This is a genomic window from bacterium (genome assembly GCA_016873475.1).
Lineage (GTDB): Bacteria > Krumholzibacteriota > Krumholzibacteriia > JACNKJ01 > JACNKJ01 > VGXI01.
Genome location: VGXI01000092.1, coordinates 1 through 11,978 on the forward strand (window position 1 = coordinate 1; position 11,978 = coordinate 11,978).

The window sequence follows — 11,978 nt, forward strand, 5'->3', positions numbered from 1 at the left end:
CCCCCGGCGCCCACCGGCCGGTCGTGTCGCTGTACTCGTAGACCTTGCCGTCGAGCGTCACCGCCGCATGGACCTGGCTCACCTCGTTCCAGGTGATGTCAACGGCCTTGCTGCGCACGTCGTGCCAGCCGTCCGTCTGGAAGTCGCCCGGGCGGCCGAGGGAGCTGATCGCTCGGCGCAGGTCCTCGTAGTCGATCGAGGCCTCGGGGAGGGAGAGCGCGCTCGTGTCCTCCGGCGTGCGGATCCGGTCGACGGCCAGCGGCCAGGGGAGGTTGGGGAACCACCCGCGGCCGAAGGAGACCTCGCTGGCGTCGCCGCGCTTGAGCGTCTCGGTGAGCGGCTCGAGCCTGAGGCTCGCCCAGCCGTCGCGGTTGGCCTCGAGGCCCTCCTCGTTCTTGACGCGGAAGGTCCCGAGCGTGAGCGCCGCCGCCGGCGCCTGCTCGAGGAGGATCCGGACCCGGCGGCCTTCCCAGCCGCCGGCAAAGAGTGAGCCCGGCTGGTCAGGCTCGCTCAGCCAGTAGCCGTCGCGGTTATCCACGACGAGGCTGCTGGGCGGGCCGACCACGGGGTGGCCTTCGGTGGAGGCCTTCAGCTCGATCGCGCCGATGCCGCCGGCGAGGCGGTCGGTGAAGTCGACCCAGGTACCGGCGTCGTCCTCGAACTGCACGAGGTGGCGCACCGGCTACACCTCCACGAAGCCGAGCGTGAGGTCGTAGCCGCCGCCGGCGAGGGTCCAGTGCGGGTGGAAAGTGCCGGGGTAGACGGCCTCGGCCACGTGGTAGTAGCCGAAGAAGGGCGCCTGGCCGAGGCCGAAGTCCACGCAGATCGGCACGGGCTCGGGCACGTGCAGGCCCAGGCCCTGCGTGCTCAGGCTCCAGAGCGCGAGGAGCTGCCGGTAGGGATCAGGGCCGATCTTCGTGAAGTGCGCCTGGAAGCGGTGCTTCAGGGCGTCCTTGGTGAGCACGCTGCGGGCCAGCCGGCCGTCGAGCATGCGGCGATCGACGACGTTGGCTGCCTCCCACTGCATGGCGGGCACGGCGCGAATCGTCTGCGGCGTGATGTCCACGAAGTAGACGGGACCCGCCTGCGCGATCGTGCCGTCGGTGGGATTCAGCATCAGCGCCGCGTCGCCGAAGATAAAGCCGGTGTTGACGCCGTCGGGGCTGTTGACGCCGAGGTGGAGCTGCACGTAGGCGGTGTCGTCCGGCATCACGACGGCCGAGTGCGCGAGCAGGCGCTGCCAGCTTCCGGTGCCGAGCGTGCCGGCGTTGGTGAAGACAAGCTCGATCGGGTTGCCTTCAGTGAGGCCGTTGTGGGTGGTCGGGGGGATGAAGGCGCCGGCCGCGTTGTAGCAGGAGAACCAGGCCTTGAGATTGGTGCCGATCGTGCAGTCTGTGGGCACGACCGCGGGCAGCGCGAGGCTCAGGGCCTTGTCGTAGTGGGCCGCGAAGAAGCGCGAGAAGGGGAGCTGCTCGGTGAAGATCGTCGAGGCGAGGACCTTGTGGTCCGTTGAGATCGACTGGCCGGTGGTCATCGCCGCGGTGGCGATGTAGCAGGACGAGCCGCCGAGCCAGCCGGCGGGCACCTTCGCGCCAGGGTAGTTGCCGTAGTTGTCGCTCGGGTTGTAGCCGACGTAGTACCAGCCGCGGTACTTGCTGAGGTTCCAGACCAGGCCGTCGCGGCCGACCTTGGTGCCGGCGTAGAGCGCGGGGTTCGCGTCGCGGAAGGCATGGTTGGGGATGTGGATGCCGGCGGCGGCGCGCAGCGTGGTGATCGCGGCGGGCGGGACTAGCAGTCCCCAGAAGGGCCCGGACATCAGGCCACCCCCTCTTTCACGTAGAGCGTGCCGGCGTCGAGCTGCTCCTGGATGCTGCGGGCGTCGGACTGCGCCTGGCTGCCGTAGTAGACGTTGCCGTAGTACAGGTGGGGGACGTAGATGGTGGTCGGGCTCGAGGCGAGCGCCGTGGAGGTGGTGGAGCCGCCGATCGTCTTGCGGCCGCCGGCGAGGCCCGTGCTGCTCTCGCGCTCCTCCTGCGACATGAAGGCGCCCGAGGGTGCGTTGTTGGCGCTGGCCGCGCCCACGAGGATCGCCGCGGGAGCGGTGTAGGCGGCCATCGTCCCGTACATGCCCGCTGCGAGAAAGGCATCCTTGGCCTTGTCCGCCTGCCCAAGGCTCGACCATGCCCAGCCCTCAGCCAGGTAGTAGATCGCCTTCCCCGCGGCGGTGGCGGCCAGCGCCTTCAGCGTGTCGGCCGACCACTTCAGCATCACCTTACCCATCTCGCCATAGGCGCCCTTGCTGCCCTGGAGCGCCGCGATCGAGGCGTCGATGAAGTTGGACATCGCCACGCCGCCGACCTCGCTGAGGGCCTCGAGGCCCATCGCCAGCATGTCCGCGCCGGCCTGCGTCTCGGCAAGGGCGTCGGTGATCTCATGCAACCCGTCGGTCTGGTCCAGGAGCGGGGCGAGGAAGTCGGGCTCGGCGAGCTTCTCGAAGTCCCCTCCTTTCCCGCGGCCACGATCTCCGAGATAGGCCTCCGCAAAAGGCACCTCCATCCCGGGGATCTCGGCTGACCAGCCGCCACCGCCGGCCTGCGGCTTGCGCCCAGTCTCGGCGGTGTCGCTCAGCAGGCCCCTGAGCCTCTCGAGACGCACGATCTCCTCGAGGGTCCTAACGTAGCCATCAAGCCCCACCTTGTATTCATCCAAGCGATCCGACAGCCGACCGTAGACTTCCTCGCCGATTTCCCCATCGCGGAGCATCCGGTAGGCGTCTTCCATGAGCGCGTTCACCCGTCCCTGCAGGTTGAGGGCAGTGAGGAGGTGCTCCGTGTTCATGGGGTCTTCTACGTTGGCCAGCTCGCGCATGCTCCGCAGGAGTCGATCGACGCCGAGCTGGGCCTGGAGGAAGACGTCTGGGGTCTGCTCTTGCCGCTCGAGGCGGCCGTCAGTTGCTTCTGGGCGGAGACCGCACCGGGGATGTCCGCAGTGTAGGCGCGCATCGCCCAGTTGATCTTCGATACGCCGGCCTCAACATCCCCGGCGGCCTCGGCGAGTTTGACTAGCGCTGGTGCTGCAGCCGCCGTGGCTGACGCCAGCTTCTCCTCCAGATCGATCAGGTCTCGCCGGGCAGTCATTCGATTGATGTCTTCGATCGTCGCGCCGAGGTCCTCCATCCTGGAGATCGCTCGGTCGAGCGTCGATGAGGTGATTCCCTCGATCCACTCGCGGAAGTGGCCGACGGCCTTGATGACGCCGACCGACAGATCCTCGATCGGACCGGCGGCGAGCGAGGCGAGCGTTGTGCCGAGCGCGGTGCCAGCGGTCTTCATGCGATCCATCGCGTCGTTGGCGTCGGCGAGCGCCTTCGTGCTGCGCTCGTCCAGCGAGACGCCCAGCGCTTCCGCCTCCTCGCGCATCTGGCGGATGCCGTCGCTCCCCTCGGCCATCACCTGGAGCATCTCCGCGCCAGAGCGCCCCATGAGGTCGATCGCGAAGCTGACCCGCTTGCCCTCGTTGTCGACGGCCATCAGTCGATCGGCGAGCGTCTCAAACTGCTGCTCAGGCGCCAACGCGCCGAAGTTGCGCAGGTCGAGATGCAGCTCCTTGAACACCTTGCCCAGGGCGACGTTGCCGCGGAGGGCCTCGCCGGTGTTCTGGCTGAGCTTCTGGACCGACTTGGCGACGGTCTCGAACTGCGTGCCGCTGAGGCCGGCGACGTGGCGCAGCTCGCCGAGGGACTCGGTCGTCATGCCCAGACGCTGGTGGAGATTCCAGACCTGGTCCGCAGAGTCGGCTGCGCTCTTGATGAAGGCGCCGATCGCCACTCCGCTGACGACGGTGGCGATCCGGGTCTTGAGCCCGCCCATGGCCGAGTCGATGCCGATGATGTTCTTGCGGAAGGAGTCGAGGGCCGCCTTGCTGCGGTCCTCAGCGGAGATCCGGTAGCGTGCCTCAGCGCCCATCATGGTCTCCTAGTGCTGCCGGCTCTCGGCGTCCAACTCGGCCTTCGCCTCCCAGGCCATCAGCTCGCTCAGGGTGCAGCGCACGAGCAGCTCATCGAGGAAGATCCCCATCCGCTGGGCGAGCCCCATCGCGTTGAGCAGGCGCCCGGGGCTCAGCGTCGTGGCGGCGTCGAACAGCTCGGCCAGCTCGCGCAGGCCGAACTGTGCGGCGCCACCGCTCAGGCGTTTGGGCGGCTCGCCTCCGAGGCCCCCTCCTGGTCCTCGCCGAAGGTGATGTCGGCGTTGATCTTCTTCGCCAGGTTGCCGAGCAAGACCGCGTCGCCCTCGTTCATCAGGCTGGCGATCTCCGCCTCGGCGAAGAACGGGCTGCGGTCCTCGCGCCGGGCCCGGACGATCAGCGTCATCGCGATCGACTCCGTGCCCTTGCGCGAGTTGATCTTGCCCATCTCGTCCAGGGTGATCGGCCAGACGTAGATCCGGGCCGGCTCACCCGTCTCCTGGTCCGCCAGCTCGGGAAGTTCGAAGCGGCGCGGCGCCTTGCAGCGCTCGCGGTAGTGGGCGACGATCCGGTGGAGAAGATCCTCTGCCATGCTTTCCTCCTGCCGCTCCCGCGGCTGCTAGGGAACCACGCCCTCGGTGAGGACGCCCTGGAACTGGAAGCTGAACTCGCCGACCTTGCTCAGGTCCGCGCTCCGCTTCACGCTCTTGACGATCACGCTGCCCTGGTAGCGGACGTAGGAGCTGGTCTCCCCGGCCGGATAGAGGTTCAGCGTCAGCGTGGCGCCCTTGACGATGAGCGCCTGGCCGGCGTCAGGGCTCGGCGCCGGCGAGTGGCGGCAGGTCACCGTCCCCTGACCGTCGGCGATGCCCGCCATGTAGGTCTTGCCGGCCGCGCCGGCGGCCGTCGATTCGGCCAGCTCGACGCTGTCCTCGTAGTCCCAGCCGGTGACTTCCGCCACCGCGGTCGAGCTGATCTTCACGACGCCGGTCTTGCCGTGGTACTTCGCCATGCTCTTGCCCTCCTGCTAGACGGTGCCCTCGGTGAGCACGCCCTGGAACTGGGCGCTGAACTCGCCGACCTTGCTGGTGTCCGCGCTGCGCTTCACGTTCTTGACGATGGCCGTGCCCGTGTACTTCACGCGAGTGGCCACGTTGCCCGCGGGGTAGAGCTCCAGGGCCACGCTGGCGCCGGCGTCGAGCAGGGCCTGACCGGCGTCCGCAGTCGGCGCCGGCGAGTGGCGGAAGGTCATCGTCCCGCTGCCGTCGGGAATCCCCGCCATGTAGCTCTTCGCCGTCGCGCCGGCGGCGGTCGCATCGGCCAGCTCGACGCTCTCCTCGTAGTCCCAGCCGGTGACCTCGCCGACGGCCTGCGCGCCGATTCGGATCACGCCTTCCTTGCCGTGGTACTTCGCCATGGTGGCCTCCTAGGCCTCGGGGTTCGTGCGGCTGACTGCGTAGAGCGCGACCCAGCGCATCGTCAGCCGGCCGTGCGGGGTCTTGCTGTCCTTCGCGAGCTCCAGCTCGCTGTCCTCGAGCTCGAGGTCGAGCGTGAGCCCATCGAGCGTGGCATCGGCCATCAGGGCCACGTGCACCTGGACGGCCAGCGCGTCGAGCGCGTCATCCAGTCCCTCGACCAGCGCGTCGTGCAGGCGGATTTCGACAAGCAGCGTGTGCGCGTCGCTGGTGTTGCTGGAGGCTTCGGCCAGGCGCGGGTCCCGGGGCGTGACCACCTTGATCGCCGGCAGCTCGGCCAGGGTGTAGACGGAGCCGCTGGAGACGCGGCTGCCCGCGGCGGTGCCCGCGGCCGCGAGCACGGCGACGATCCGGTCCCTGATCTGCTGCCGCTTATGCGCCACGACTGAGCCTCCACTGCAGGTCCTTCTCGAACAGCTCGGCGAAGCGCGCCCGCGCCTTGTCGCGGGTGTAGCGCTCGAGGATGGTCTGGCCGGCCTGGGCCACGGGGATCTTGACGGCGTCGATCGGGTGCGCCTTGCGCGTGGTGCGCTTGAAGATCATCTCGCGGCCGTCGGGGTCCGAGGCGATGAAGGCATGGTCGAAGGCGTGCTTGCCGGCCCGGACGCCTGTGCGGGTCTGCCGGTGCGGCAGGCGGACGGCCGGGATCGGCCTGAGCAGCAGGCCGACCATGATCGCTCGGTTCGAGAGGGTCCCCTTGCGCTGGCGCATCCAACGGTTGGCGAGGGCCACGGGCACGCCGACCTCGGCCGCGATCTCCCGCTTGGCCCGCGTGCGCATCCAGGCCAGCGTGCGGTTCAGGGCCCGGACCGTGGCCAGCGGCACGTGCCGCTTCTGGACCTGCTCGAGGTCCTTCAGGATCGCGTCCATATCGCCGTCGATGCGCACGGTCAGGCTCATGCGAAGACGACCTCCGCGCCGATCAGGTCGTCCAGGAGCCAGGCGTCCTGCAGCACGGGCGGGATCGCCGGCGCCCCCGCGGCCGCGCCCGCGGCCGGCGTGTACTCGCGGAAGGCGTCCAGGCTGATGCCGTAGACCTTCGTGCTGAGGTCGGCGACGACCAGGCGCACGGTCTCCCCGCGCAGGGGCTTCAGGTCCCAGATGACCTTGCGCAGCGTGTGGCCGCCCCTCCCCGTGGCGATGTGCAGAATGGCGTTGTCGCTCGTGCGCACGAGCGCGACGAAGCGCTCCTGGATAGCCTCATCGCCCGCGACCATCAGCTCGGCGAGGTCCTTGGTGATGGTCCAGGCGTCCGAGTAGATCCAGCCCGTGGCGGTCAGCGTGGCGCTCACCCCCGCCGGCCAGCCCGGGTAGTAGCGCTTGAAGGCGGTGTTGAGGTAGCTCACGCCGGTCATGCCGGATGCCGGGTGCCCGGCGGCCAGCGGTTCGTCGCCGATCACCGGCTGGTAGTAGAAGGCATCGGCCACGGTGCCGCCGCTCCCGAAGTGAAAGCGGAGCGTCCGGTCCATGACGCCTGCGCGCAGGCCGACCAGACCCGCGATCTGCGCTGGGCCCAGTTCCGTCGGATAGGACCCATAGGCGCCGGCCACCAGGTTGCCGAAGTCAAGCTCGGCGATCCGGTAGTAGTAGGGGTTGCCCGAGACGTGGCCGCTGATCGCGTAGACCAGTCCGTCCAGCGGCATGATCTCGTTGGCGAGGCCGGCCACCACGGGGGCCGTGTCGTTCAGCCGCTCGCCGACGCTCACCGTGTCGATGAAGGGATCGCTGGTCGGGTGCGTCGCGCTGCTCTGGTGGCGCGTGCCCGTGGTGCCGATGTAGCTGAAGTGCCAGAGGCCGGCGATGAGCTGCAGCGTGGCGCTCTCGTCGTAGAGGCCGTCACTGGCCGCCTGCATCACGGCCGTCGCATTGTGGATGAGCTTCGTGAAGTCGACGAGGGGCGAGCCGACGAAGCGCGCCAGGCCGACGCTCTGACGGCCCGTGTTACCGGTCTGCTTCGTCGTGAGGATCAGGTACCAATTCGTGCCATCGGTGAACACGAACGGGTCACGGGACGCTCCGCCCCAGGCGCTATTGTAGGTAGCCGCGTTGCACCAGGGCGCGCCCGCGGCGTAGGCGCCGCCGTTGGGCGTGTCGTCCATCCCGCACCAGTAGATCGGCGCGTCCCCGTTGAGCACCGTCCAGCTATCGAGGGCGTCACTCACGCAGCCGGCCAAGCCGATCTTCTGGAGCTGGGTGCTGCCGGTCTGATGCGTCACGCCGGCGAAGAACATCAGGTACTTGTAGGCGGACTGCGCCTGGCTGGGAACGCCGTAGTACGGATTGCGCAGAATGAAGGGCGCGTAGACGATGAAGCGCCAGGCGCCCTGCGCGCCGGCGCCCAGGGTGAGCTCGGCCAGCTCCGTCCAGGTGCGCAGGTCCGGGCTTGTGTAGTGCGAGAAGTTGGCGCTGCCCGTCTCGCTCAGCGTGCAGCGGATGCCGATCAGGTGCCAGAGCCCGGTGTCGGTGACGTAGAAGAGCGCGTGGTCGTTCTGCTTTTTGTTCAGCGGACCGATGAGCCAGGGGCCGTTGAAGGTGAAGGCGACGCCATCGCCGGCGGCGCCGGCCACGCCCTCGAGGAGGAGCTCGACCAAGCCCGTGCCGTCGGGCTTGCGCTCCACGACCTTGAAGGTGGCGCCGGCCACGCTGATCGTCTCGCCCACCACCACCCGCGCCGAGGCCTCCGGGCACAAGAAGCGCGGCCCGGTGTCGGCGATCTCGAGCGCGTCCTCGTGGGCGTCGTCGAAGATGCCGACCACCGGGGCGCCGGCGATCACCGCCGGCGTCCCGTGCTCACCCTCTTGGAAGAAGGCGCTGAGGTCCTCGGCGAAGGGCGGCATCGGCTACTTGCCCTTGCCCTTCTTCCCGGTGTCCTTGGGCTCCGACTCGGCCGTTTCGGCACCGGGCGCGATCGTTTCGTCCTCGGCCGGCTTCGTCTCGGCCACGGGCGCGATCGTTTCGTCCTCGGCCGGCTTCGTCTCGGCCGCGGGGGCGGGCTCCGGGGCTGGCCTGATCGGCTCCACCTTGCCCATCTGGAAGAGCACCCTGAAGTCCGTCTCGCTGATGTAGGCCTCCTCGCCCGCGGCGAGAGTGACGCTACTGGCCACCGTCGAGCGGAGCACCTTCACGTGGACCTGGTTCCCAGGCTTCATTGCTTCCTCCTCGCGAGGGCGCGGGCCGCGGATCAGCGGGCGCCCGGATCGGGTTGTGAGCATGGCCGGCTATCCCGGCCCCCACGCGGGGGGCCGGGACCGTCTCCTGCCTACGCGGGCAGCACGCCGGACTTGTGGCGGATCGCGAGCACCGCGTTGATCGTGCCGTTCGTGTGCGTGCCGGTGAGGTTCACGATCGGCCGCACGTAGCGCTTCAGGCCGATGTAGGTGGCCGCGTAGGCCAGGCTCGCCTCGCCGTTCGCGTCCACCTTGCAGATGGTGCCGGTCGTCACGCCGCTGACCGTGGTCGACACGTCGGCGTCGGCCACGTCCGTCCACGTGCTGTTGTCGGTCGACTCCTCGAGCTCCACGGTCACGTAGACCGAGCCGCTGAGGGTGTCCCCCGGCGCGCCGAAGAGCGCGACGAAGGTGCAGCGCTCGTAGCCCAGCATGTCGACGGCCGTCCCCGTGCGATCGGTCGTGCCCCCCGAGAGCAGCGGCACGAGCGGCAGGGTGATCGTCACGTTGCTGAGCAGGTCGCGGATGCGTCCCATGATCGGATCCTTTCTGGCCTGAGGCCCTGCGGGCGGGAGCGCGCCGGGGCCTTCCCGGCGCGCAGCCGCGACCGTTACGTGGTGATCGTGTCCTTCTTCGCGGCGAAGGACTGCTGGCGGCGCAGGGCGATGTCGATGTCCTGCAGCGCGATCACCCGGAGCCCACCGCTCGTCGAGAGCGCGGCGGCGTCGACGTTCAGGTCGAGCACGCCCCAGCTCGCGATGGCGAGGTCCAGGAAGTTGCCGAAGAGGATCGCGCTCAGGTTCGTCCCGGTGCCCTGCGTCAGGTTGCTCGGCACGTTGGTGCTCACACCGACGCGCAGGCCCATCAGCTCGCCGAAGCCCTCGGAGTCGAAGGCGTTCATGATGTAGACCGCCTGGCCGCTCTCCTTCGGCGTGGCCATCATCTTGGCCGCGGCCTTGGGATCGGTCAGGAAGCCGAGCGTGCCGATGTCGGCGTTGTCGATCGCGACCTCCTTGTAGATCGCGACGATCTCCGCCCAGCTCGGCACCGTGCCATTGCCGCCAGCGCCGGTCACGGCGCCGATGCCGGTGGTGTTCAGGATGCCCAGGGGCTCCCCGTTCACGCCCGAGCCGTTGATGCCGACGCGGTCGATCTCGGTCGCGAGCGTCCGGGCCAGGTCGTCGCGCACGAAGGCCTCCACGTCGAGCGAGGCCTGCTTGAGCAGCTTGCGGGTGATAGCGGTGTAGGCGCCGACCGTCTTCGGCCGGAGGTCGAGCTGCCCGAGGGCGGCCTGGCTCTCCGTGGGCGCGACGCCCTCGTTGAGCCAGTAGGCCGTCCCGCTCGCCGTCTGCTTCGGGATCGCGGCGTCCCCGACCAGGCCACCGAGACCGATCGCGCCCATGCGCAGGAGCAGGCTCTTGGCCCGGAGCATGGGGATCATGCCGAGGAGCGTGGTGGCGACCAGGTAGCCGCCGGCCGTGTCCAGGCCGACCTGGAGGTCGCGCTGCTCGGCACGCGGCGAGGGAGCGCGCATCACCTCGATCGGGACCAAGACGCCCTTGGCCTCGATGCCGAACTTCTGGCAGATCGCACGGCCCGCCTCGAACTCGAGGCCGGCTTCCTCGATGTACTTCTGCCCGTACTCCGGCACGTTCTTCGTGGCGGCGAGCCCGCGGATCAGCTTGAGGATCGAGTAGTTCTTCACCTCCTTCGCGCTGAGTCCGATCTCCTTGACGCTCGGGCGATCGAGAGGCTTGGTGGCGATCGCCGTGAGCACGGCCTGGCGGAAGTCCTCGATCGAGGTCCCGTCGGCGATGGCCTTCTGAGCCATCTCGGCGGGCAGCTTGTGGGCATCGACGAGGGCGCTGATTGCCTTGACCCGCTCGCGCTCCTCCAAGACGCCGGCGCCCTTGAGGGCGCTCGGGTCCTGCACGGGCGCAGCGGCGGTGGGAGAAACGACTTCGGGCGGCATCTTGACCTCCTTGGGGATTACCGCCGCCGGCAGGGTGCCGGCGGCACTGCGATCCACGCCGACGGTGATGTCGGCGGGCATGCTGACGAGGGAGACCTCGAGCGGCTCCCAATCCGTGACGCGGTAGACGCTGACCTCGGTGTCACCTTCCTTCTTCACCTCGATCAGCTTCATCGCGTGGATGACGTAGCCGACCGACGTTGACCGACGAATGCGGTCCTCCACGTCGGTCATCATCTCCTCGCCGAGCGCGCTCCGGCTGAAGCGCACGAGGGCGCGGCCCAGCTTCGCGGGACCGTCGATCCAGGCCTTCTCGACAACGCCGATCTGCTCGAAGCTCCAGTGGTCCCTCAGGAGCGGACCGCCGGTATTCAGGCGCTCCAGGCGCACCTCGTTCTTCTTGTGGCCGAGGATCTCCTCGCCCCACCAGCGCGGGCAGGGCACCTCGGAGCTGAAGCTGAGCCCGACGGTGCGGCTCTCGCGGTCCAGCGAGGCGGCGCGGATCTGGAGCGTCCGAGCGAAGGCATTGGTGCCGAAGGTGCGCTGCAGGTCCTCGCCGGAGACGTCCGCCTTGCCGACGAGCTGGGCCCGGCAGGCGGCCAGCGTCTCCGTGTCGCCGGCCTCGAGGCGATCGATCAGCGCCGCCCGACGCTCGCGCTCCTCGGCGGGAAGGCTGCGCAAGGCCTCGGCCGTGAGGCCGAAGCGCGCCGGGATGAGTTGCTGCTCGGTCGGGCGCGGTGGCATTCCTCTGACCTCCAGGTCTTGCATGCTCCTACCGGCGCCGCCGCCGCCAAGCGGCGGGTCGGCGCCTTCCTCTGGGATCGGCTCTTCCTCAGGCGGTTTCGGGCCGTCATCGACGCTTTCGCCGCCGCCGGCCTCAGCTTCGCCGCCGCCATCATCGGCCGCCGAACTGCCCTCGCCGTCGCTGACGTCGATCTTCGCGAGCAGCGCCTCTGCGGCACCCTGGATCGCGGGGCTGTCCGTCGCCACGTCGATGATGGCCTCGAGCGCGGACTTCCAGACGCGGAAGCCGTCGTCAGCGAAGAGCCCCACGGGATAACGCCAGCGGTTCGGATCATCGGCCGGGGTGTTCGTCTCCAGGCCGAGGAAGTAGCGACCCGCCTCATCGGCGAGCAGGGCCTCGAGCGCGGTGGCCGCCGGCGACCAGGGCTCCTCCCGCTCCCCGTCGCCGGCGGCGATGTAAGCGCCGGCGACGGCCTGGCAGCGGGTGTTGAGCTTCAGGCTCACTTGCCCCCCTTGCCATCGCCGAGCAGGACCTGCTCTGCGTTCAGCGTCGGAGAGGGCGGCACGACGCCCAGCTCGGCCATCACCTTCAGCTCGGCAGCGCGCTCGGCCCAGACCTCCTCGGGATCCCGGCCGCGGGCCCGGATCTGCTCGCTC

13 protein-coding genes are annotated in these 11,978 nt (G+C 69.3%); all 13 read right to left on the bottom strand.

The features are described 5' to 3' along the window. The coding region (locus FJ251_08795; protein ID MBM4117826.1) for a hypothetical protein at positions 1–679 on the bottom strand (679 nt) is incomplete at its 3' end. Between the two features lie 3 nt (positions 680–682). Continuing rightward, positions 683–1,816 (bottom strand): hypothetical protein, encoded by a 1,134-nt coding sequence (locus FJ251_08800; GenBank protein ID MBM4117827.1) that lies wholly within the window; start codon positions 1,814–1,816, stop codon positions 683–685. Then, positions 1,816–2,838 carry a hypothetical protein gene (locus tag FJ251_08805; protein ID MBM4117828.1) on the bottom strand — a complete coding sequence of 341 codons (1,023 nt, stop codon included), beginning with the start codon at positions 2,836–2,838 and terminating at the stop codon, positions 1,816–1,818. Before FJ251_08805 ends, FJ251_08800 begins: the two co-directional genes overlap by 1 nt. An 8-nt stretch (positions 2,839–2,846) precedes the next feature. After that, positions 2,847–3,869 carry a hypothetical protein gene (locus FJ251_08810; protein ID MBM4117829.1) on the bottom strand — a complete coding sequence of 341 codons (1,023 nt, stop codon included), beginning with the start codon at positions 3,867–3,869 and terminating at the stop codon, positions 2,847–2,849. A 314-nt stretch (positions 3,870–4,183) separates the two neighbouring features. Further along, entirely contained in the window at positions 4,184–4,555 is a 372-nt protein-coding gene (locus FJ251_08815; protein MBM4117830.1) for a hypothetical protein, read from the bottom strand. 27 nt (positions 4,556–4,582) lie between these two features. Beyond that, the gene (locus tag FJ251_08820; GenBank protein ID MBM4117831.1) at positions 4,583–4,975 is read right to left on the bottom strand and encodes a hypothetical protein; all 393 of its coding nucleotides are present in this window, start codon (positions 4,973–4,975) and stop codon (positions 4,583–4,585) included. A 15-nt stretch (positions 4,976–4,990) separates the two neighbouring features. Continuing rightward, positions 4,991–5,380, bottom strand: coding sequence for a hypothetical protein (locus FJ251_08825; GenBank protein ID MBM4117832.1), 390 nt, complete (start codon positions 5,378–5,380; stop codon positions 4,991–4,993). A gap of 9 nt (positions 5,381–5,389) precedes the next feature. Beyond that, positions 5,390–5,821: a hypothetical protein gene (locus tag FJ251_08830; protein ID MBM4117833.1), complete on the bottom strand. Its 432-nt coding sequence runs from the start codon at positions 5,819–5,821 to the stop codon at positions 5,390–5,392. Then, on the bottom strand, positions 5,811–6,338 hold the full coding sequence (locus FJ251_08835; protein ID MBM4117834.1) for a hypothetical protein: 528 nt from the start codon (positions 6,336–6,338) through the stop codon (positions 5,811–5,813). The genes FJ251_08830 and FJ251_08835 overlap by 11 nt, the downstream gene beginning before the upstream one ends. After that, positions 6,335–8,275 (bottom strand): hypothetical protein, encoded by a 1,941-nt coding sequence (locus tag FJ251_08840; GenBank protein MBM4117835.1) that lies wholly within the window; start codon positions 8,273–8,275, stop codon positions 6,335–6,337. The genes FJ251_08835 and FJ251_08840 overlap by 4 nt, the downstream gene beginning before the upstream one ends. A 3-nt stretch (positions 8,276–8,278) precedes the next feature. After that, positions 8,279–8,587, bottom strand: coding sequence for a hypothetical protein (locus tag FJ251_08845; protein MBM4117836.1), 309 nt, complete (start codon positions 8,585–8,587; stop codon positions 8,279–8,281). Positions 8,588–8,697: 110 nt separating this feature from the next. Beyond that, positions 8,698–9,141 (bottom strand): hypothetical protein, encoded by a 444-nt coding sequence (locus tag FJ251_08850; GenBank protein MBM4117837.1) that lies wholly within the window; start codon positions 9,139–9,141, stop codon positions 8,698–8,700. A gap of 74 nt (positions 9,142–9,215) precedes the next feature. Continuing rightward, on the bottom strand, positions 9,216–11,825 hold the full coding sequence (locus tag FJ251_08855) for a phage major capsid protein (protein ID MBM4117838.1): 2,610 nt from the start codon (positions 11,823–11,825) through the stop codon (positions 9,216–9,218). Positions 11,826–11,978: the final 153 nt, after the last annotated feature.

Coding starts and splice junctions, on each gene's coding strand:
- FJ251_08800 (MBM4117827.1), bottom strand. CDS start 1,816: ATGTCCGGGCCCTTCTGGGGACTGCTAGTCCCGCCCGCCGCGATCACC.
- FJ251_08825 (MBM4117832.1), bottom strand. CDS start 5,380: ATGGCGAAGTACCACGGCAAGGAAGGCGTGATCCGAATCGGCGCGCAG.
- FJ251_08850 (MBM4117837.1), bottom strand. CDS start 9,141: ATGGGACGCATCCGCGACCTGCTCAGCAACGTGACGATCACCCTGCCG.
- FJ251_08815 (MBM4117830.1), bottom strand. CDS start 4,555: ATGGCAGAGGATCTTCTCCACCGGATCGTCGCCCACTACCGCGAGCGC.
- FJ251_08810 (MBM4117829.1), bottom strand. CDS start 3,869: ATGGGCGGGCTCAAGACCCGGATCGCCACCGTCGTCAGCGGAGTGGCG.
- FJ251_08820 (MBM4117831.1), bottom strand. CDS start 4,975: ATGGCGAAGTACCACGGCAAGACCGGCGTCGTGAAGATCAGCTCGACC.
- FJ251_08835 (MBM4117834.1), bottom strand. CDS start 6,338: ATGAGCCTGACCGTGCGCATCGACGGCGATATGGACGCGATCCTGAAG.
- FJ251_08845 (MBM4117836.1), bottom strand. CDS start 8,587: ATGAAGCCTGGGAACCAGGTCCACGTGAAGGTGCTCCGCTCGACGGTG.
- FJ251_08805 (MBM4117828.1), bottom strand. CDS start 2,838: ATGAACACGGAGCACCTCCTCACTGCCCTCAACCTGCAGGGACGGGTG.
- FJ251_08840 (MBM4117835.1), bottom strand. CDS start 8,275: ATGCCGCCCTTCGCCGAGGACCTCAGCGCCTTCTTCCAAGAGGGTGAG.